General features: G+C 57.7%; 17 protein-coding genes. 9 read left to right on the top strand and 8 right to left on the bottom strand.

What is annotated here, in order from left to right; all coding sequences use genetic code 11:
• The 4 genes from DBR30_RS21450 to DBR30_RS00465 all read left to right on the top strand — a co-directional run.
• Positions 1 to 587, top strand: a 587-nt coding sequence (locus tag DBR30_RS21450) for a TIGR03899 family protein (RefSeq protein WP_258224245.1), incomplete at its 5' end; no start/stop codon positions are given.
• A gap of 276 nt (positions 588 to 863) precedes the next feature.
• Positions 864 to 2,501, top strand: a complete 1,638-nt coding sequence (locus DBR30_RS00455) for a methyl-accepting chemotaxis protein (RefSeq protein ID WP_108588146.1) — start codon at positions 864 to 866, stop codon at positions 2,499 to 2,501.
• Between the two features lie 609 nt (positions 2,502 to 3,110).
• Positions 3,111 to 3,884: a hypothetical protein gene (locus DBR30_RS00460; RefSeq protein WP_108541045.1), complete on the top strand. Its 774-nt coding sequence runs from the start codon at positions 3,111 to 3,113 to the stop codon at positions 3,882 to 3,884.
• Between the two features lie 96 nt (positions 3,885 to 3,980).
• Positions 3,981 to 4,895, top strand: coding sequence for an FRG domain-containing protein (locus DBR30_RS00465; RefSeq protein ID WP_108541046.1), 915 nt, complete (start codon positions 3,981 to 3,983; stop codon positions 4,893 to 4,895).
• A gap of 250 nt (positions 4,896 to 5,145) precedes the next feature.
• Here DBR30_RS00465 and cysC read toward each other — a convergent pair whose 3' ends face one another.
• From cysC to cysG, 5 genes are all read right to left on the bottom strand, one after another.
• Positions 5,146 to 5,736: an adenylyl-sulfate kinase gene (gene cysC / locus DBR30_RS00470; protein WP_108541047.1), complete on the bottom strand. Its 591-nt coding sequence runs from the start codon at positions 5,734 to 5,736 to the stop codon at positions 5,146 to 5,148.
• Between the two features lie 28 nt (positions 5,737 to 5,764).
• Positions 5,765 to 7,489, bottom strand: a complete 1,725-nt coding sequence (locus tag DBR30_RS00475; protein WP_108541048.1) for an SLC13 family permease — start codon at positions 7,487 to 7,489, stop codon at positions 5,765 to 5,767.
• A gap of 4 nt (positions 7,490 to 7,493) precedes the next feature.
• The gene (gene cysN, locus DBR30_RS00480) at positions 7,494 to 8,921 is read right to left on the bottom strand and encodes a sulfate adenylyltransferase subunit CysN (RefSeq protein ID WP_108541049.1); all 1,428 of its coding nucleotides are present in this window, start codon (positions 8,919 to 8,921) and stop codon (positions 7,494 to 7,496) included.
• 12 nt (positions 8,922 to 8,933) lie between these two features.
• Positions 8,934 to 9,866: a sulfate adenylyltransferase subunit CysD gene (gene cysD / locus DBR30_RS00485; protein WP_323137704.1), complete on the bottom strand. Its 933-nt coding sequence runs from the start codon at positions 9,864 to 9,866 to the stop codon at positions 8,934 to 8,936.
• Positions 9,867 to 9,938: 72 nt separating this feature from the next.
• On the bottom strand, positions 9,939 to 11,375 hold the full coding sequence (cysG, locus tag DBR30_RS00490) for a siroheme synthase CysG (RefSeq protein WP_108541050.1): 1,437 nt from the start codon (positions 11,373 to 11,375) through the stop codon (positions 9,939 to 9,941).
• Between the two features lie 197 nt (positions 11,376 to 11,572).
• Here cysG and DBR30_RS00495 point away from each other — a divergent pair, with 197 nt between their 5' ends.
• Entirely contained in the window at positions 11,573 to 12,496 is a 924-nt protein-coding gene (locus tag DBR30_RS00495; protein WP_108541051.1) for an SPFH domain-containing protein, read from the top strand.
• Positions 12,493 to 12,948, top strand: a complete 456-nt coding sequence (locus tag DBR30_RS00500; RefSeq protein ID WP_108541052.1) for an NfeD family protein — start codon at positions 12,493 to 12,495, stop codon at positions 12,946 to 12,948. The genes DBR30_RS00495 and DBR30_RS00500 overlap by 4 nt, the downstream gene beginning before the upstream one ends.
• 69 nt (positions 12,949 to 13,017) lie before the next feature.
• Here DBR30_RS00500 and DBR30_RS00505 read toward each other — a convergent pair whose 3' ends face one another.
• Entirely contained in the window at positions 13,018 to 15,123 is a 2,106-nt protein-coding gene (locus tag DBR30_RS00505; RefSeq protein ID WP_108541053.1) for a methyl-accepting chemotaxis protein, read from the bottom strand.
• Between the two features lie 140 nt (positions 15,124 to 15,263).
• On the opposite strand from DBR30_RS00505, the gene nadA reads away from it, so the two are divergent.
• A complete protein-coding gene (gene nadA, locus DBR30_RS00510) occupies positions 15,264 to 16,337 on the top strand; it encodes a quinolinate synthase NadA (RefSeq protein WP_181363459.1) in 1,074 nt (357 codons plus the stop codon).
• A gap of 70 nt (positions 16,338 to 16,407) precedes the next feature.
• Here nadA and DBR30_RS00515 read toward each other — a convergent pair whose 3' ends face one another.
• A complete protein-coding gene (locus tag DBR30_RS00515) occupies positions 16,408 to 17,274 on the bottom strand; it encodes a D-hexose-6-phosphate mutarotase (protein WP_108541054.1) in 867 nt (288 codons plus the stop codon).
• 86 nt (positions 17,275 to 17,360) lie between these two features.
• Positions 17,361 to 18,356 carry a type I glyceraldehyde-3-phosphate dehydrogenase gene (gene gap / locus DBR30_RS00520; RefSeq protein WP_005335708.1) on the bottom strand — a complete coding sequence of 332 codons (996 nt, stop codon included), beginning with the start codon at positions 18,354 to 18,356 and terminating at the stop codon, positions 17,361 to 17,363.
• Between the two features lie 347 nt (positions 18,357 to 18,703).
• Between gap and malQ the strand changes: the two genes are divergently transcribed.
• Positions 18,704 to 20,893 carry a 4-alpha-glucanotransferase gene (gene malQ, locus DBR30_RS00530; protein ID WP_181363460.1) on the top strand — a complete coding sequence of 730 codons (2,190 nt, stop codon included), beginning with the start codon at positions 18,704 to 18,706 and terminating at the stop codon, positions 20,891 to 20,893.
• An 82-nt stretch (positions 20,894 to 20,975) separates the two neighbouring features.
• Positions 20,976 to 21,182 (top strand): GlgB N-terminal domain-containing protein (locus tag DBR30_RS21455; protein WP_258224247.1); only part of this gene is annotated, 207 nt, incomplete at its 3' end.

Consider the following 21,182-nt stretch of genomic DNA (forward strand, 5'->3'; position numbering starts at 1 on the left):
CGGAAGACATCAGCATGGTGCCGATGCAGCAGCTATGGGGGCGGATCTTCGCGCTGGAAGTCGCCACCCCGGGCCGCTTCTCCATACGGGCGCTCGCCACCCTCAAAGAGATGACCCAGCGCGAGGCCCAGCTGTTTCAGCGCATCTGTTCACTGACTTGCCACTACACCGGCAGCGACGAGCAGCGACTGCTGCTGGGGCTGCACAAGGGGGCCACCCTGCTGAGTCGCGCCAAGGCAACGCGCCTTGGCCTTGGCAAATACCGACTGCCCTACAACGCCCTGCTGCAACTGTTTGAGCTGGGGCTGCTGCATCGCGCGGAGCTGGAGTCCGGCCCGCTGCCCGCCGATGGGGTCGAGCTGGAGTTTGGCAACCAGCGCTGGCGGCTGCAGTGCAAGCAGAACAACATCACCCTGCTCTACTACCGGCTCACCCCGGTGGGCAACGAGCTCGCCCAGCTGCTGCAAGAGTCGCCGCTGGAGGAGTACCTGCAAGATCTGAAAACCGTGCTGGTGCAGGGTATCCAGATTGAAGTGATGCAGCTCGTCAGCGCCCCCTCCTCATCCGCTCCCGACCCTCTCCCCTGATCTCTGGCGGGGCAGCTGATGCCCCGTCGGTTCATAGCTCCTTCGCATCCAGCTGCTGGCTCCAAGCTCATGGGCTTGCCCAGAATAGGTTGCAAATTGCAGATGCCGCAGAGGTACACCCCGTCAGATCCGTTGCATATTGCAAACAACCACGCGTTTTTCCTCTCCAAACCTCGCTAATAACACATCAATCATTAGTTTTTGCCAGCTGGCCCGCCCTTTGCACATGTCTTGATGCAGATCAAAATTTAACCACCACAGCTCGGGAGCAAGGCCATGAGAATCAATCAACCGGTTACCCAAAGAGAACGTCTCTATCCAGACCACCAGAGCCTCATCTCCACCACGGATCTGGAGAGCCGCATCACCTACGCCAACGATGAGTTCTGCGATATTGCAGGCTTCTCGCTCGACGAGCTGAAGGGGGAGCACCACAATCTGGTGCGTCATCCTGACATGCCGAAACAGGCCTTTGCCGATCTGTGGGGTCACATCAGGGATGGCAAGAGCTGGATGGGGCCGGTGAAAAATCGCTGCAAGAACGGTGACCACTACTGGGTCAGCGCCTTTGTCACCCCCATCAAGGATGCCAGTGGCCGGGTGGTGGAGTATCAGTCAGTGCGCACCGCCCCGAGCGAGGAGATCAAACAGCGGGCCGAGAAGGTCTATGCCGACCTTCGCAACAACAAGCTGCCGCTGGCGCTCAAGTTGCCCACCTTCTCCCATACCCTGGCCATCAACCTCTGTCTGCTGCTGAGCCTGCTCGCCATGTTTGCCCTGGGCTACAGCCACGACATGAACTGGCAACTGGCGCTGGCCGCCCTGCCGCTGGCGATAGCGGCCATCACCCTGAATGCCCTCTCCCGCCGCCTCGGCAAGCTCAACAAGATAGCCCGCAGCCGCTTTGACAATCCGCTGATGCAGCTGCTCTACACCAACAAGGTGGACAATATCGCCGCCATCGAACTCTCGATGGTGATGAATCAGGCCGAGTTCAACGCCGTGCTGGCCCGCACCCAACAGACCTGCAGCAAGATCCTGCAGGCCGCCGAGGGGGATCTGCGCAACGCCGAATCCATCACCGACAACCTGCAACAGCAGCAGGCCGAAACCAATCAGGTAGCCACTGCCGTGACCGAAATGTCGGAATCCATTCGCGAGGTGTCGCAAAGTTCGACAGACTCCTCCAGCCTGCTGGATGAAACGGCCGTGCTGTTCAAGAGCGGCAACAGTAGCGTGGCCGAAACCGTGGCTGCCGTGGCGGGTATGAACAGCGAACTTATCACCTCCAAGAGCGTGATCAGTGCGCTGGTCGGCCACTGCCGCGATATCGACGGCATCCTCGATGTGATCAACAACATCGCCAACCAGACCAACCTGCTGGCCCTCAATGCCGCCATCGAAGCGGCCCGGGCTGGCGAAGCGGGTCGCGGCTTCTCGGTAGTGGCCGACGAGATCCGCACGCTCGCCATCAAGACCCAATCCTCGACCAGCGAGATCCAGAAGATGATCACCGAGCTGCAAAACAGCTCTGGTGAGGCTGAGCAGGCGATGGAGAAGGGCTGCCAACTTGCCGACAGTTGCCAGCAGAAGGCCACCGCGACCGGCACCATACTCCAGCAGATCAACAACATGTTGCAGCAGGTCGCCTCCGGCAGTAGCCAGATTGCCCAGGCGGTGCAGGAGCAGTCCCACGTTACCGCCGAGATCAACCGCAACGTGCTCAGCATCAAGACCCTGGCCGATGACTCCAGCGTCGGCAGCCAGCACGCCGTGCACGGCATCACCCAGCTGGTCAATCAGTTGAGCGATCTCGACCGGCTGGTACGCCAGTTCCAGAAGGGGGCTCCGACAAGCCAAAGCCGCTACGAAGTGGCAGCCACCCGCACCGTGCCGGTTCGCCAAGCCAGATAACCGCTACCCAAACCATCACCGCAGAAAAACCAAATGGGCCCGCAGGCCCATTTGGTTTTTCCATACCCGCCAACAAGAGGACGATACTCCCGCTTCACCGTCCGATTTCCCCCTGCGTTGATGGGCCGCTGCGGTTGAGCGGTTATATCACCGTCTGTTATTTATTAATTTATTGATCTTGCTCAGAAAACGGCCCGCTTCCACTTTCCACCCCAGCCCCGTTCGGTAACATAGCCGCTTGGCAACCTCTTGTCGGAGTCAGCCATGAGCCAAGCCAGTGCCAAAACGCAGGTAACAAGCAGCAAGCTGGAGGCTGAAATTCAGGGGCGGTAGCGTGGTTTTTGCTGGTTGGCGCAGAGCGTAGCGAAGCCCAACAGACAAGCACGATTAGCTCAACTAAAGAGGGATAAACATGGAGCAGGCCGCTCGGTAAAACAAATTCACAGATACGTTTCGCGGTAAACGTTGGGCTTCACTTCGTTCTGCACCAACCTACGATTTTTAGCCCAACATACGAGATGGTGTTCTTATTATCGGATTAATAACGCCATCTATATAATGGCTGTCATACATTCTGAGTTCAATTTTATTAAAACAGAGAGGATAAATATGTCTTTTGATGCTAAAGTTTTTAAAATTTTAATCGCAAGCCCAGGTGATGTCGGAGCAGAAAGAGAAGCTATCGCAGAAGTGATAGCTAGATGGAATAGCATGAATGCTGAACGACAAAATGTTGTGTTATTACCTGTAGGATGGGAAACGCATTCAGCACCACTACTTGGCAATAGAGCTCAAGGAGTAATCAACGAGCAGGTTGTTGACGGTTGCGATATGTTGGTTGGCGTATTTTGGACTCGTCTTGGCTCCCCTACAGGGGTGAGTGAAAGTGGTACTGTTGAAGAAGTTGAGTGGTTTATTAAGCATAGCCGACCTGTCATGCTTTATTTTTCTGGCCAACCAGTCGATATAAACAACATTGATTTAAAACAACTTGAAGCGTTACGTGAATTTCAAAAGAAAATGCAAAAAATAGGATTGACTGGTGCTTATAGAGATATTGGTGACTTCAAAGACCAATTACTGAGCCAGATCTCTATCAATATTCAACGCTTAATTCAAAACGAACCAATTCAAGTTATGACTGAAGAAGAAGTTGCAGAAAAAAATGAAGCTATAAAGAAAATCCTGAAATCAGGAAAGGTTTTTATGGAAGATTATGAAAAAGATGGACAAATTAAATCATTTTTAGTGAAAGGAGATACGAAGAACATCAAAGATGGATTAAAAGCTCTCGGTGGTCGTTGGAATAACACTTTAAAAGGATGGATCTTTTCTAAAACAAAAGAATTAGAAGTTGCAGATTTTATCAAAGCTAATGCCTAATAAAAGCTTGCCCTTGACAAAACCTAGTTTCGCAACTCAAGTAATAGTTAGGCCATAAACACCATCCGCATTAAGAATAAATAACCTGGATAGAAAATGACTAAAGAAAGAAATGACGAAGAAAATCAAGATAAAACCCACATTCAATCCATCAGTTCCTTCTTGGATGCATTAAGAGGTCTTGACGATAGTGATAGATTTAAAAGAGAGTATTTTTTCAGAGGCCATGCAGATATAAATTGGAAACCAATACCCAGTATTTATAGAAACGAAAAGTGGATAAAAAATGAAGAAATAATGATTAAAGATTTGATTTCAAAATGTCCAAATGAGTTTATAAATCATAAATACACGTTTCAATCTTTGGTAAAAATGCAGCACTATTCACTACCAACACGTTTGCTAGACATCACAACAAACCCGTTAGTTGCACTATATTTTGCATGTCAACCTGAACGGGTAAAGAATGATGATGGTGTTGAAACCGAAGCGGACGGAGAAGTTATCATTTTCTGTGCATTTAAAGACAGCATAAAGTATCACGACAGTGATACCGTTAGTATCATTTCAAACATTGCAAAAAGACCAAAGAATTTTGATTTAAACGAAGCACCAAAATCAGAAAAAGAAATAGCTGCATTTAATGCAACACATAACATACAACTTCTATTGCACGATATTAGGCATGAAAAGCCTCACTTTGAATCAAAAATTGAGCGCAACCATCTTGAGTCTGTAGTTTTTGTCCGCCCCTTGCTAGATAACCCAAGAATAATAAAACAAGATGGTTATTTTATTCTGTTTGGTATAAGCGACAAAAAAACATCTCCTGCAAAAATTAGAGAATATTGCTTCCCACAAAAAAAGATGCCACAAATACTCATTCCTGCCGATAAGAAAGAAGTAATTTTAAATGAACTGGAAGTTCTTGGAATTTCGAATGACACTATTTTTCCAGATATTGACAACGTAGCAAAATTCATTAAGTCAAAATATCTTCATGATAAATAAAACGGCATTCATTCCAATAATTCACCATAGTCGCAAGTTGCCTATATCTTCCTCGATAACCCGTAGGTTCGAATAGCGCAACGTATTCGGACAATCGCGAATAACCCCGCCGAAATATAAGCAAGGATCGGAAGATCCCCTTGTGGGGCTGATATCGGCAGCCTTGAGGTAACTAAGCTCTCGCCTGAGTAATTACCCGGTTGCCGGGATAACAATCCGACTCCCTTTATCAGGTAACGAAACCCAAAAACTACAGGTAGTTCCCCTGCCGCAGGGCAGTCAGCAACTCATCCACCAACACCTCGACCGGTTTACCGGCATTTAGAAGATGGATCTCCGGCTGCTCGGGTGCCTCGTAGGCGGAGTCGATACCAGTAAAATTCGTGATCTCCCCTGCCCTAGCCTTCTTGTAGAGTCCTTTGGGATCGCGCTCTTCACAGACGGCGAGCGGCGCATCGACAAACACCTCGACAAACTCCCCTTCACCCAAGAGGCTGCGCACCAGCGCCCGCTCGGCACGGAACGGCGAGATAAAGGCGGTGAGCACGATCAGGCCCGCATCCACCATCAGCTTTGCCACTTCGCCGACCCGGCGGATATTCTCCTGCCGCGCAGCATCATCGAAACCGAGATCCCCGCACAGGCCGTGGCGCACATTGTCCCCATCCAGCAGATAGGTGTGCTTGCCCTCAGCGGCCAGCGCCTGCTCCAGCGCCCCCGCCAGGGTCGATTTGCCCGCCCCGGAGAGCCCGGTAAACCAGATCACCAGCGGCTTTTGCCCTTTCAATTCGGCCCGGCTCTGTTTGTCGACGGCATGGGCATGCCACACGATATTGCTCATCCAACACTCCTTGATTGGCTCTCACGCCTTAAAACGGAAACAGCAGGGGCACCATCACAATCACCCCGAGGCTATAGGCCAGCGAGACCGGCAGGGCCAGCTTGAGGTAGTCCGGCATCTTGTAGTTGCCCGCGGCATAGACCATCAGGTTGGTCTGGTAGCCATAGGGCAGGATAAAGCTGGAGCTGGCCCCGAACAGCACCGCCAGAATAAACGGCATGGTCGAGACATCCATGCTGAGCGCCAGCTGGTAACCCATGGGGAAGGCCAGCGCGGCGGCGGCGTTGTTGCTCATCAGCTCGGTCAGCACCAACGTAAACACATAAATACCGATAAAGGCGATGATGGGGCTGGCACCGTTGAACTCCCCCATCAGCCAGTCGGCGATGAGCCGCGCCAGTCCGCTCTTTTCCAGCTGATCGGCGATGGCGAGCGCCCCGCCCACCACCAGCCAGATATCCAGCGGGAAGCGGCGGCGGATCTCGTCCAGGGTCAGAATGCGGGTGAGCAGCAGCGCCACCAGCATCAGCAGCAAGCCCTTGAACAGCGGCACCAGATCGAATACCGAGAGCGCCAGCACCCCGAGAAACCCCAGCACCACGGCGGCGCTGCGCTTGCCATCGAGGCGGGTGGAGGCTTCCAGCCCGCTCACCACCACAAACTCCCGCCCCAGCGATTTGTTGCGGGCAAACTGGGGGCCGGGGGCCAGCAGCAGGGTATCACCGGCGTGCAGTTCAATCTGGCCGAGGCCACCGGTAAGCTGGGTTTCGCCGCGGCGCACCGCCAGCACCACCGCATCGAAGTGAGTGCGAAATTCGGCATCCTTGATGGTCTGACCCACCAGCCGCGAGCTGTGGCTGACGATCACCTCCACCAGATGCTGGCCGTTGAGGCGGTGCTGGCCGTAGAGATCCAGCCCCTTCATCTCCTGCAACACGCCAACGCTCTCCACGTCTCCGCAAAAGAGCAGCACGTCCCCTTCGTGCAGCTCGTGTTCCGGCTGCACCGGGCAGATCACCTGATCGCCGCGAATGATTTCCGCCAGATAGAGGCTTTTCAGGCTGCGCAGGCCGTTCTCCTTGACGCTGCGCCCCGCCAGCGGCGAACCGGCGCCTACCTTGGCTTCGAGAAAGTAGCCGGATTCGCGGCTCATCTCGGTATCCTGAACCGGCAGGTGACGGGCAAACAGCAGCACGGCCACCAGACCGGTCAGCAGGGTACCCGCCCCCACCATAAAGAAGTCGAACATGCCGAGCGGCGGTGCCCCCATCTTGATGAGGAAGCTGTTGACGATCAGGTTGGTGGAGGTGCCGATCAGGGTCAGCACCCCGCCAAAGGTGGCCGCGAAGCACATGGGCAGCAGCAGTCGCGACGGCGCGTGGTTGGGGTTGCGTTTGACCGCTCCCAGCATGGAGGCCACCACGGCGGTGTTATTGACGAAAGCCGACAGGAAGGCGGTGGAGAACCACACCTTCACCAGCACCTTGTTGAATGAACCCGTGCCCACCAGATTGGCGAACCAGCTCATGATGCGGGTCTTCTCCACCGCCAGCGACACCAGCAGCAACAGCACCAGCGTCAGCAGGGCACTGTTGGTGTAGCCCGCCACCACGGCGTTGATATCCGCCAGCCCGCTCAGGTAGGTGATGAGCACGGCGCCCGAGAAGAGCAGCGCCGGGCGGAGTTTGCCCTGGATCAGCAGGGCCACGAGAGCAGCCAGCAGACCCAGCACCAGGAATTGTTGCCAGGTCATGGGCTTACTCCTTGCTTGTGTCGTTACCGATGGCAAGGGCTTGCCAGTGCGGGAAGTGCTTGCGCACCAAGGCGTTGAGCTCGATTTCGAACTCGCTGTAGTGCCCTTTTACCGCTTTGGAGGCCAAGCCTTCCACTATCATGCCGGCGCCGACGGTGACGTTGGTCAGCCGGTCGATCAGGATAAAGCTGCCGGTATCGCGGATCTCCTGATACGGGTCGAACGCCACCGGGTCGGTCAGGCTCAGCTCGCACAGGCCGATCTCATTGAGCTTGAGCTCGCTCGCAGGCAACTCGTCCAGCTTGTTGATCTCGATGCGATGGCGGATGGCCTCCACCTGACCGCGACTCTTCTTGGTGGCCAGTTTGACGTCGTAAACACGGCCCGGTTGCAGGGACTCCTCCCCCATCCAGACGATATGGGCCAGCACATTCTGGGTCACTTGCGGACGGTTAGCGGCATCCACCAGCAGATCGCCGCGGCTGATGTCGATCTCGTCGGCGAAGGTGACCGTGATGGCCTGACCCGGCAGGGCGTACTCCAGATCCCCGTCGAAGGTGACGATGCGGGTGACTGTGCTCTCCTTGCCCGACGGCAGCACCGCCAGCTTGTCGCCCACCCGCAGGATGCCGGAGGCGAGCGTGCCCGCGAAGCCGCGAAAATCGAGGTTCGGGCGGTTCACATACTGCACCGGCAGGCGCACCGGATGGCGCTCCAGCTCGCGCTCAACTTCCGCAGACTCCAGCAGGGAGAGCAGGGTTTCGCCTTCGTACCAAGCCAGCTTGTCGCTCTGGTTCACCACGTTGTCACCGTCCAGCGCCGAGACCGGCACGATATGGATGGTGTCTACGCTGAGCTTCTTGGCGAACTCGCGGTAATCGGCACTGATGCGCTCGAACACCTCCTGACTGAACTCCACCAGATCCATCTTGTTGACCGCCACCACGAACTGCTTGATGCCGAGCAGGCTCGCGATAAAGCTGTGGCGACGGGTCTGATCCAGCACGCCTTTGCGGGCGTCGATCAATATGATGGCCAGATCGCAGGTGGAGGCGCCGGTCGCCATGTTGCGGGTGTACTGCTCGTGGCCCGGGGTATCCGAGATGATAAATTTGCGCTTGGCGGTGGAGAAATAGCGGTAGGCCACGTCGATGGTGATGCCCTGCTCGCGCTCCGCTTGCAGGCCATCCACCAGCAGCGCCAGGTCCAGCTTCTCGCCGGTGGTGCCGAGCTTCTGGCTGTCTGACTCCAGCGCTTTGAGCTGATCTTCATAAATCTGCTGGGAGTCGTGCAGCAGGCGACCGATAAGGGTGCTCTTGCCGTCATCCACGCTGCCGCAGGTGAGAAAACGCAGCAGACTCTTGTGCTGCTGGGCGTGCAGGTAGGCTTCGATGCCCTGTTCGGTGATGGCGGTCTGAATATGGCTGTTCATGCTGACGACTCCTTAGAAATATCCCTGACGCTTCTTCTGCTCCATGGAGCCGGCCTGATCGTGGTCAATCAGCCGCCCTTGCCGCTCGCTCGAGGTAGTGAGCAGCATCTCTTCAATAATTTCCGGCAAGGTGGTGGCATCGGATTCGATGGCCCCGGTCAGCGGGTAGCAACCGAGGGTGCGGAAACGAACCAGCTCCTGCTTCACTTCGTCTTCCGGGCCGATGGGCATACGATCGTCATCCACCATGATCTTGATGCCGTTGCGCTCCACCACCGGACGGTAAGCGGCGAAGTAGAGCGGCACTATGTCGATCTTTTCCAGATAGATGTATTGCCAGATATCCAGCTCGGTCCAGTTGGAGAGCGGGAACACCCGGATGCTCTCCCCCTTGTTGACCTGGCTGTTGTAGACGCGCCACAGCTCCGGGCGCTGGTTTTTCGGATCCCAGCGGTGGGACTTGTCACGGAAGGAGTAGACCCGTTCCTTGGCGCGGGACTTCTCCTCGTCGCGGCGCGCGCCACCGAAGGCGGCGTCGAAGCCGTATTTGTTGAGCGCCTGCTTGAGCCCCTCGGTCTTCATGATGTCGGTGTGCTTGCCGCTGCCGTGGACGAAGGGGTTGATGCCCATGGCGAGCCCTTCCGGGTTCTTGTGGACGATAAGATCCAGCCCGTACTTTTTGGCAGTCTCGTCGCGGAACTTGATCATCTCCTTGAACTTCCAGTCGGTGTCGACGTGGAGCAAGGGGAACGGGATCTTGCCCGGATAGAAGGCCTTGCGGGCCAGATGCAGCATGACGGAGGAGTCCTTGCCGATGGAGTACATCATCACCGGGTTTTCAAATTCGGCAGCCACCTCGCGGATGATATGGATGCTCTCGGCTTCCAGCTGCTGCAAGTGGGTCAATCTTTCACGGTCCATGTTGGTCCTCGGGTCATTGCTTATGCGCCTGCTCGGGGCGCTGGGTGGTTCAGTGCGCGGCCGCACCGGCAGCCGCATCAAATATCTCTTTCTCGGTCAGGCCAGCTGCACCAGCTTGAGGTCGCAGCCATCGAGATCCGGGTTAGCTTGCTGCTGCTCACCACCCTTTTCCCCAAACCAGGCCAGCCGCTCGCGCAGGGCGACCACTTCGCCGATGACGATAAGCGACGGGCTCACCGCCTGTTTGGCCAGCTCCGCCAGATCCGCCAGCGTGCCGGTCAGCACCCGCTGGCGGGATGTGGTGCCGCGCTCGATGATGGCGATGGGGGTGGCTTGGCTTCTGCCGTGATCCACCAGCTGCTGCTGGATATGCTCGGAACGCATCAGCCCCATATAGATGACCAGGGTCTGACTGGTGGCGGCAAGCTGCTGCCAGTCGGGCTCCTTGCCCTCTTTTTGGCAGTGGCCGGTAATAAAGACGGCGCTCTGGGCGTAATCACGGTGGGTGAGTGGAATACCGGCATAGGCGGTGGCACCGGCAGCAGCCGTGATGCCGGGCACTACCGAGAAGGGGATGCCTTCGTCGGCCAGCACTTCCAGCTCCTCGCTACCCCGGCCAAACATAAAGGGATCGCCCCCTTTCAGCCGCACTACCCGATTGCCCGCCTTGGCGTATTCCACCAGCAGGCGATTGGTCTCCTCCTGCGGCACGCTGTGGGCGCCCGCCTTCTTGCCGACCGACACCAGAGTGGCGTCGCGGCGCACCAGATCGAGGATCTCGGCGGAGACCAGCTGGTCGTAAAGCACCACTTCAGCCTGTTGAATCTGTTGCAGCGCCTTGAGGGTCAAGAGGCCCGGATCGCCGGGGCCCGCGCCGACCAGCACCACTTCTCCTACTTCGCTTTTCGCCTGATCGAGGCCATCGCTTAGCCACTGCTCGGCACCTTGCCAATCCTCTTTCTCAATCAGGCTGGCGAGGGTGTTGGAAGCAAAGGCGCGCTCCCAGAAGCGGCGGCGATCGGAAATTGAGGAGAGCACCCGCTTGGCCTTGTCACGGACCCGGCCGGAGAGCTCGGTCAGCCCGCCAAGATGGCGTGGCAACAAGCTCTCCAGCCGCTCGCGCAACAGGCGCACCAGCACCGGCGCCTTGCCGCCGCTGGAGACCGCCACCATCAGCGGCGAGCGATCGATGATCGAGGGGAAGATAAAGCTGGAGCGTTTGGGGTCATCCACCACATTGACGAACAGGCCCAGCTGATTGGCACTTTGATAAACCAGTGCGTTGACTTCGAGGTTGTCGGTCGCCGCCACCACCAAAATCTGGCCGGCCAGATGGGTCGGGCTGAAGCGTTCCGCCAGATGGGTGAAACGACCGGTGAATTCCGCAAATTCCGGTTCAAGCTCCGGGGAGACGATGCTCAGTCTGGCACCGGCCGCCAGCAGCAGGCGCGCCTTGCGCAGGGCAACCTCGCCCCCGCCCACCAGCAGTACCGGGCGGCCTTCCAACTTGGCAAACATAGGTAAATAATCCATTTCGGCCCATCCCTCGGAACACGACTAATATGGGGCGACTATAGGCAGGGCAGCTTATCCCTCAAAATAATAAAAAATGCTTTTTAATGCGTTTTGGTAATTAGCAAAGCCGATTCATGACAAAGGCGTACAAAGTCACTTGTGGTACCTGACGCCAGACCATAGGCTAGGGGCTGTGTTTCATAAGGAGCTAAATGATGAATGAATCATTGATTGTGCTAGGGATTTTCGTGTTCCTGGTGCTCGCCACCCTGAGCGCGGGCATCAAGATAGTGCCGCAGGGCTACAACTGGACGGTGGAGCGCTTCGGCCGCTACACCCGCACCCTGACCCCGGGCCTCAACCTGTTGATCCCCTACGTGGATCGGGTCGGCCACAAGATCATCATGATGGAGCAGGTGCTGGACATCCCGGCACAAGAGGTGATCTCCCGCGACAACGCCAACGTCACCATCGACGCCATCAGCTTTATGCAAGTGGTGGATGCCCGCAAAGCGGGTTACGAGGTCAACGATCTCACCAGCGCCATCCGCAATCTCACCATGACCAATATGCGGACCGTGCTCGGCGCCATGGAGCTGGACGAGATGCTCTCCCAGCGGGATACCATCAACGAGAAGTTGCTGCGCACCATGGATGCCGCCACAGCCCCCTGGGGTATCAAGGTGACCCGCATCGAGATTAAAGATGTGCGCCCGCCGCTGGCACTGGTCGAGGCGATGAACGCCCAGATGAAGGCCGAGCGCCAGAAACGGGCCGAGGTGCTGGAAGCCGAAGGGGTGCGCCAGTCCAAGATCCTCAAAGCCGAGGGCGAGAAGCAGTCCCAGATCCTCAAAGCCGAAGGTGAGCGTCAGGCCGCCTTCCTCGCCGCCGAAGCGCGGGAACGGGCAGCCGAAGCGGAAGCCAAGGCGACCCACATGGTCTCTAAAGCCATCGCCGAGGGGGATCTGCAGGCCATCAACTACTTCGTGGCCCAGAAGTACACCGAGGCACTGGCCCGCATCGGTGAAGGCCCCAACAGCAAGATCATCATGATGCCGCTGGAAGCGGGCAGCCTGATTGGCTCGGTGGCTGGCATGGCCGAGCTGTTCAACAAAGATGGCAAGGGCAGCAAGTCATGACAGCCCTGTTAGAGGGGCTGACCCACTGGCACTGGCTGGGGCTCGGCTTCATTCTGCTGGCCATCGAGGTACTCGGCTCGGTGGGCTTTTTGCTCTGGACCGGCATCGCCGCGCTGGAAGTGGGCCTGCTGCTGCTGGTCTGGCCCTTTGGCTGGCAGGCGCAGTTGCTGCTGTTTGCGGTGCAATCCCTGCTCACCACCTGGGCCTGGTGTCGCTGGCAGCACCAGCGTGACAACTCGGGTCAGGATGCCGCCAGCACCATCAACGAGCGGATGCAGAGTTATATGGGCCGCGAGCTGACCCTGCTGGATGATGTCGTGCAAGGCACCAGCCGGGTGCATCTGGACGACACAGTCTGGACGGTGCGCTGCGACGAGTCGCTGCCTGCGGGCAGCAAGGTCAGGGTGGTGGGGGCTGACTCCCACATCCTGCTGGTTGAACCCCGCAACTGACGCAACTCTGCCGTCGAGTCATAAAAAAGCCCGCGATCGCTCGCGGGCTTTTGTCTCTCTGGCAACTACTCAGGTACGCAGCCGATCGAGCTGACTGGCCAGCTCCGTGGCCGCTTGCTCCAGCGCCTCGCTCAGTTGATGGCTGGAGCTGGCCTCCTGCCCGATCACGTTGGCGGTATCACCAATCCGCATCAAATTCTTGTTGATATCGTCACTCACGGCGCTCTGCTGCTCGGCCGCGGTAGCCACCTGACTGATGTGGTCGTGGATCTGCTGGATCTGGGCCACCACCCGATTGAGTGCCTCAAACGCCTGCTCGGTGCCCTGCACCGTGGTGGTGGAGCGCTCGATGCCGGTATTCATCAGACGTTGGCTGCTGCTCACCTCGGTCTGCAGGCTACCAATCAGCTGGCCAATCTCGTCGGTCGATTCACGAGTCTTGTTGGCCAGCGCCCGCACCTCGTCCGCCACCACCGCAAAGCCGCGGCCCATGTCCCCTGCCCGCGCCGCTTCGATGGCGGCGTTGAGGGCCAGCAAGTTGGTTTGCTCGGCAATGGCGCGGATCACATCGAGGATCCGGCTGATATTGGTGCTGCGCTGGGCCACCAGCGCTACCGCTTTATCCGCCTCATGCATATCGCCGACCAGAGTATGGATCTCGTTGCGGGCATTGCTGAGGGTCTGCTGGGCGGTATTGATGTGGTGGGTCGCCGCTTCCGACTCCTGCGCCGCCTGCTCGGCATAACCCGCCACGCTGACTGCCGTGGTGCTCATCTGATGCATGGCGCTCACCACGCTCTCCAGCTCCAGATTCTGCTCATCCAGACTGTTGCGCATGGTGTCGGCGGTATGTTTCATCTCCCGCGCCTGCTGGTAGACCTGCTGGCCAATCCCCTTGCTCATTTGCACCATGCCCCGCAGCTTGCCGAGAAAGGCATTGAGCTGGGAACCCAAATCGATCAGCTCCTGATGGGTGTCGATCTCCATCTGCTGGGTCAGGTCCCCCTCGTTGCTGGAGAGATGGCCCACATGGCGGCTGATAAGGGAAAGCGGCGCTGTGATGGTCTGGATAAACCAGACCAGCAGCCCCAGCACCAACAGGGTGATACCGCTCATGGCGATGATCTGCTGCCGCTGGCCATCCACCAGCAGGGTGCCCAGTTCATTGCTTATGGCGTGCGCCTTGCTCAGCGCCAGAGCCTTGGGCACCTTGATCATCAACCACCACTGGGTATTGGCTGCCTCGACCCGGATGGGCTGATGAAGAATAAAGTCACTGTCGCTGCTGACAGGCTGACCGTCAGGCAGGGTCAGGCCCACCTCCTTGAGTGGACGGCCCAGCTTGTCGGCATAGCGGTTACTGCCCACAATCAGCCCCATCTTGCTGACCAAAGTCACATCCGCCTTGTTGTCATAGAGGCTCTTGCCCAGCGTTTCGGCAAGCTGCTGGAAGATGGGCAGGTTCATATCCACCCCAGCCAGCCCGACAAACTTGCCGTCACGCAGCACGGGCACCGTCAGACTGGTCATCAGCATCTTGTTGCCCGGGCTGATTTCGTAGAGGTAGGGCTCCATCAGGCAGGGCTGGCGGGTATCGCGACCACAGAGATACCACTCGCTGTTGCGAATGCCAAACTCGTTGAGGGAGGTATCAAACTTGGCCTCGCTGGCAGCGGCGTCCACCGCTTGCTGGGCGACGGCCCCTCCCTGATCCTTGGTGAAATAGACCTCCAGACTCCCCTTGCCTGCCACCGAGTGGCTGGCCCCGCCCAACCAGTTGCCATCCTCGCCATCATAGCCATCCGGTTCAAACTGGGCATAAATGGAGCTGATCCCGCTCGCCTGCTGCAGGCTGCTGCCGAGCAGAGACTCCACTTGGGGCCGCGACAAACGCAGTTCCGGTTTGGCCATCCCAGCTTCAATCTGGGCGGTCACGGTCAGGGGGATCTGATAGGAGTTCTGCATCAGCGAGGCAATCTGGATGGCATAGCGCTCTGCCTGATACTGCAGGCTGCGGGAGACCTCCTCTTCCAGTGCATCGCTGGTCTGGGTCATCACCATGTTGCGAAGGGAGCTGAAAGAGGCCGATTGCAGCAGGGTCATGGCCAGCCCGGTCAGCAGAAACAGCCCCATGGTAAGGCACAACAGCTTGAACTTGAGAGAACGTTGCTTCATGCGACGACTCCTTATGGCTGAATCACAACGAATTATCTGAGTATATTCGCCCACTTGCGTTACATCGGATTTGTTGATGGGTTTGTGGGCGGCTTCTGGTTATAATTTTTGCCTTCCCGAGCGTTGATGGAACAGTCGCAATGAGCAATGCACTGAGCAGTGTCCCGCCGGTAGTCGCAATGGACTACCCCTTTCCGGCCAAACCTCTTCCCCTGAGTGCCGAGCAGAGAACGACCTTGACCACAGAAATCAAGGCGCTGCTCAAGGAGCGCAAGGCGGTACTGGTCGCCCATTACTACACGGATCCCGAGATCCAGGCGCTGGCCGAAGCCACCGGCGGTTTCGTCGGAGACTCACTGGAGATGGCCCGCTTTGGCCGCGATCACGAGGCACAGACCCTGATCGTCGCCGGGGTACGTTTCATGGGCGAGACCTCCAAGATCCTGAGCCCCCACAAGCGGGTGCTGATGCCGACGCTGGAGGCCGAATGCTCCCTCGATCTGGGCTGTCCCATCGAACAGTTTTCCGCCTTCTGCGATGCCAATCCCGACCACACCGTGGTGGTCTATGCCAATACCTCGGCCGCCGTCAAAGCACGGGCTGACTGGGTGGTGACCTCCAGCATTGCGTTGGAGATCGTCGAGCACCTCGACAGTCAGGGTCACAAGATCATCTGGGGCCCGGATCGCCATCTGGGTGCCTATATCGAGAAGAAAACCGGGGCGCAGATGCTGCGCTGGCAGGGCCACTGCATCGTCCACGACGAGTTCAAGGCCCGCGCCCTGCGCGAGCTGAAAGAGCAGAATCCTGACGCCGCCGTGCTGGTTCATCCGGAATCCCCCGCCTCGGTGATCGAGCTGGCCGATGCGGTGGGCTCCACCAGCCAGCTGATCAAGGCGGCCAAGGAGCTACCCCAGCAGAAGCTGATCGTGGCGACCGATCGGGGCATCTTCTACAAGATGCAGCAGGCCTGTCCGGAGAAAGAGATGGTGGAAGCTCCGACAGGTGGCGATGGCGCCACCTGTCGCAGCTGCGCCCACTGCCCCTGGATGGCGATGAACGGTCTGGTGGCGATCAAGGAAGCGCTCACCGACGGTGCCGAGCGCCACGAGATCCATGTCGATGAAGCGCTGCGGGTAAAGGCCCTCATCCCGCTCGATCGGATGCTCAATTTCGCCGCCGAACTCAAGCTCAAGACTCAGGGCAACGCCTGATTGTGGCCGTCACGAGATGCAAAGAGGGCTCCCGCGGGAGCCCTCTTTATTTATCTGAACCTCATCCTGCTCAGATGATCACGGTGGAGAGGCTGTGCTCTTCATCGGGTGCGACGGCAACGCCCGCCTCGCCAGCGATGGCAGCCTCGACACACAGCATGGTGCGATAGCCATCGTCGCTCATGTCGGCCATGGCGGTGGCCCCTTCCAGCCAGGGGGTCCAGACCACCACGCTGTCGTGGTTGCCACTGACAACCCGGGTCTCACGCTCACCATCCTGCACGCTCACCAACGCCTCTGGCTGCCAGTAGACCCGATCCAGCGGCCCGCTCAGGGTCAATGCACCCTGCTGCTTGGCATCCTGCCCGGTCAGCTTGTCGGCATAGGGCTCACCCAGACCGCTCACGCTCACCGCCTCCGGTGCGCTGATCTGTAAATAGGTGTGCAGCGCACCGCTATAGGTCAGCGGCTGAGCACCTGTGTTGCGAGTGGTCAGCACCAGCGAGAGCTCTTTGCCAACCAGCACGTCCAGCTCCAGCTCAAAGGGGTGATCCCACAGGGCACGGGTTGCGTCGCTGTCGCGCAGGGAAAGATGAACAAGCGTGCCATCGGCGTGATCTGAGACCCCGTCCAGCATCCAGAGGGTGGTACGGGCAAAACCGTGGGAGGGCTTGCCGCTACCGACGCGGGCGGGCGCCGGACCAAACCAGGGCCAGCAGATCGGGATACCACCTCGAACAGGCTTGCTGCCATCCAGCACCGCCTTGTCACTCAGCCAGATGGAGGCCGGCTCGCCATGACGCTGATAGCTCAGCACATGGGCGCCAAACAGGCTGATTTCTGCCTTGGCATAGTCGTTGTTGATGGTGAGAACCGGCAGACCGGCAGCATTGTTGGCAAGCTTGCAATTGGCTGTCAGGGGACGAATGGATTGCATGTGGACTCCTGTCATCAGGGGAAACCGAAAAACAAAAAGGCGGCCAATGGCCGCCTTTTTCAAGCTACGCGATTGCGCATCCCAAATTACTTGGAGATGTGAGCGATCAGGTCCAGAACTTTGCTGGAGTAGCCCATTTCGTTGTCGTACCAGGATACAACTTTAACGAATTTGTCGTTCAGCTGGATACCAGCCTTGGCGTCGAATACGGAGGTCTGACGCTCACCCAGGAAGTCGGTAGATACAACTTCGTCTTCGGTGTAGCCCAGAACGCCTTTCATAGCGCCTTCGGAAGCAGCTTTCATCGCTTCGCAGATTTCTGCGTAGGTGGCAGCTTTCTTCAGGTTAACGGTCAGGTCAACAACAGACACGTCCGGAGTCGGAACACGGAAAGCCATACCGGTCAGCAGGCCTTTCAGTTCCGGGATAACTACGCCAACAGCTTTGGCAGCACCGGTAGAGGACGGGATGATGTTCTGAGCCGCACCGCGGCCACCGCGCCAGTCTTTGGCAGACGGACCATCAACGGTCTTCTGGGTAGCAGTGGTAGCGTGAACGGTGGTCATCAGGCCAGACTCGATACCGAAGGTATCGTTCAGAACCTTAGCGATCGGTGCCAGGCAGTTGGTGGTGCAGGAAGCGTTGGAAACGATGTCCTGGCCAGCGTAGGTAGAGTCGTTAACACCCATTACGAACATCGGGGTAGCATCTTTGGACGGGCCAGTCAGTACAACTTTCTTGGCACCAGCAGCGATGTGCTTACGAGCAGTCTCGTCGGTCAGGAACAGACCGGTAGCTTCAGCAACAACGTCAACACCGATTTCGCCCCACTTCAGGTTGGCCGGGTCACGCTCAGCGGTAACACGTACGGTTTTGCCGTTTACAACCAGGTTGCCGTCTTTAACTTCAACGGTACCGTTGAAACGACCGTGAGTTGAATCGTACTTCAGCATGTAAGCCATGTAGTCAACATCGATCAGGTCGTTGATACCAACAACTTCGATGTCTGCACGCTCGCAAGCCAGACGGAATACGAAACGACCGATACGGCCAAAACCGTTAATACCTACTTTGATAGTCATATTTAGTTACCTAACTGTTCAGTAGTCAAAGAAAATTCCGCTTGTAAATTTACTAGAACTCTCCGGTGAGTCAACCAACATTCTGTCTGAAATTGCGCTATATCATGAAAAACTGTGAAATTAATTTTCTGTTTATGTAACTGATTACCACGTTTTGACGAAAAAAGTGCCAGATCGTGGCATCGCGCAGATATCAACAATAGTGCCTACTCGGTCACACAACCATTCACAGAGATATGTAAAAATGTGCGCGGTTTAGCATGGCCAAAGAGCCACTGTTCAAGTACCACCCCATAAAAATCAAACAAAATAGTATAGATAGAATCCACAGCGGGAATTCTCAAACTATGACCACCCTGATTGAACAGCTGGCTGCCGCAAAAGGTATCGCCAGCGAGTATGTCGATGCCTGGGGCCACCCGGCCCAGGTATCAGAAGTGAGCAAGGCCGCCATGCTGGGCGCCATGGGCTACCGCGTCGATGACGAGGCCGCACTGGTGCAGCAGCTGGAAGAGGAGCATCGCCAGCACTGGCTGCGGGCGCTGGATCCTGTGATGGTGGTTCGCACCGGCGACGCCGTTACCCTTGAGGTTCGCCTCCCCATCGAATTCGTCAACGACGCCCTCACCTGGCAGCTCCAGCAGGAGCAGGGTGCAGTGCTGTCCGGTCAATTCACCCCCATCGAGGGTGAGCTGGTCGGCGTGGCCGAATTTGAAGAGATGGAGTGCCAGGCCTATCGCGTCACATTGGAGATGGCCCCGGAGCTGGGCTATCACCAGCTGGTGCTGCTGGAAGAGGGCAATGACGAGCCGCTGGCCACCATGCGCCTCATCGTCGCCCCCAAGGCCTGCTACAAACAGGCGCCGATTGCCGATGGCCGCAAGGTATGGGGCCCGAGCGTGCAGCTCTACTGCCTGCGCAGCCGCCACAACTGGGGTATCGGTGATTTCAGCGATCTGGGCCAGCTGGTCGAGAAAGCCGCCGCCTGGGGTGCCCACTTCGTCGGCCTCAACCCCATCCACGCCCTCTATCCGGCCAATCCGGAGAGCGCCAGTCCCTACAGCCCCTCTTCCCGTCGCTGGCTCAACGTGGCCTATATCAATGTGGAAGCGGTGCCCGAATTCCAGCAGAGCGATCGCCTGAAGGCGGAAGTGGCAAGTCCTGCCTTCCAGCAACATCTGGCCAATCTGCGCGCCAAAGAGAACGTCGATTACACCGGCGTGCTCCAGACCAAACTCGGCATGCTGCGTCAGGTGTTCGATGAAGCCACCCTGAGCGCCGAGCGTCAGGCCGCCTTTGATGCCTTCGTGGCCGCCGGTGGCGACAGCCTGCAACAGCAGGCAGCATTTGATGCCCTGCAGGCCCACTTCTATGCCAAAGGCGAAAATGCCTGGGGCTGGCCGGTATGGCCGCAGGAGCTGCGCGATTACCACAACCCTGCAGTTGCTGCCTGGATGGCCGAGCACCCGCAAGATGTCAACTTCTACCTCTATCTGCAGTTCCTGGCCGACGAGCAGCTGGCGCAAGCCGATGCCCGCGCCAAGGCTGCCGGCATGGTGATGGGGATCTACCGGGATCTGGCGGTGGGCGTATCCGAAGGCTCCACCGAGATCTGGGCCAACCAGGATCTCTACTGCCCGAAAGCCTCGGTCGGTGCGCCGCCCGATATTCTCGGCCCGCTCGGTCAGAACTGGGGCCTGCCCCCGATGAACCCGAACAAGCTGTTTGAAGCGGCCTATCAGCCGATGGTGGACTTGTTCCGTGCCAACATGCGCTCCTGTGGCGCTCTGCGCATCGACCACGTAATGGCCTTGCTGCGCCTGTGGTGGGTACCGCCCGGAGCGTCCGCCGCCAAGGGCGCCTACATCTACTATCCGGTCAACGATCTGCTGGGCATTCTGGCCCTCGAATCCCACCGCAATCAGTGCCTGCTGATCGGCGAGGATCTGGGTACCGTGCCGGAGGGGATCGACGTGACCCTGAAAGAGAACGGCGTTCACTCCTACAAGGTGTTCTTCTTCGAGCGCTCCAAGGAAGATGGCGGCTTTATCTCCCCGGCGCACTACACCGAGCAGGCGATGTCTGCCCTGACCACCCACGACATGCCGACCCTCAAGGGCTTCTGGCACTGCGATGATCTGGCGCTCGGCCGTCAACTGGGCCTGTATCCGGATGAAGATGTTTTGAAGACTCTGTATGCTGATCGCCACCAGGCCAAACAGCGGATCCTCGACAGCTTGCATGCCCACAAGGTCATCTCTGACAACATCAGTCATGACGTGAACTGGGTCGGCATGAACACCGAACTCAACCACGGTCTGCAGATCCACATGTCCCGCGGCAGCTGCGCCCTGTTCAGTACCCAGCTGGAAGATTGGCTAGAGATGGACAAGCCGGTCAACGTACCGGGCACCAGTTACGAATATCCCAACTGGCGCCGCAAGCTCTCCGCTGATCTGGAAGATATTTTTGCCAATGAGGCACTCAAGGCACTGGCTGGCAAGATGAGCCAAGCCCGTGATGAGGCCAGTCGTTGAGACGCTGTCTCCCACAGCGTTCTCACCTAAATCCACTCCGGCTTCGGCCGGAGTGGATGCTCTGTCATGAAAGGAAATCTCGATGCTCGTTGAACGTTTGGTTGCTGCCCGCTGTTCCGATCCCTTCTCTCACTTAGGCCTGCAGGCCAATCCGGATGGGCCCGGCCTCAAACTGACCGCTTGGTTGCCTGATGCCCTCGAAGTCCGCGTCAAGGATCTCAAGTCGGGCAAAGTCGTTGCCACCCTGGCGCCCACCGATGAATCGGGTCTTTTTGAAACTGTTTTCACC

This window comes from Aeromonas sp. HMWF017, assembly GCF_003061465.1.
Lineage (GTDB): Bacteria > Pseudomonadota > Gammaproteobacteria > Enterobacterales > Aeromonadaceae > Aeromonas > Aeromonas veronii.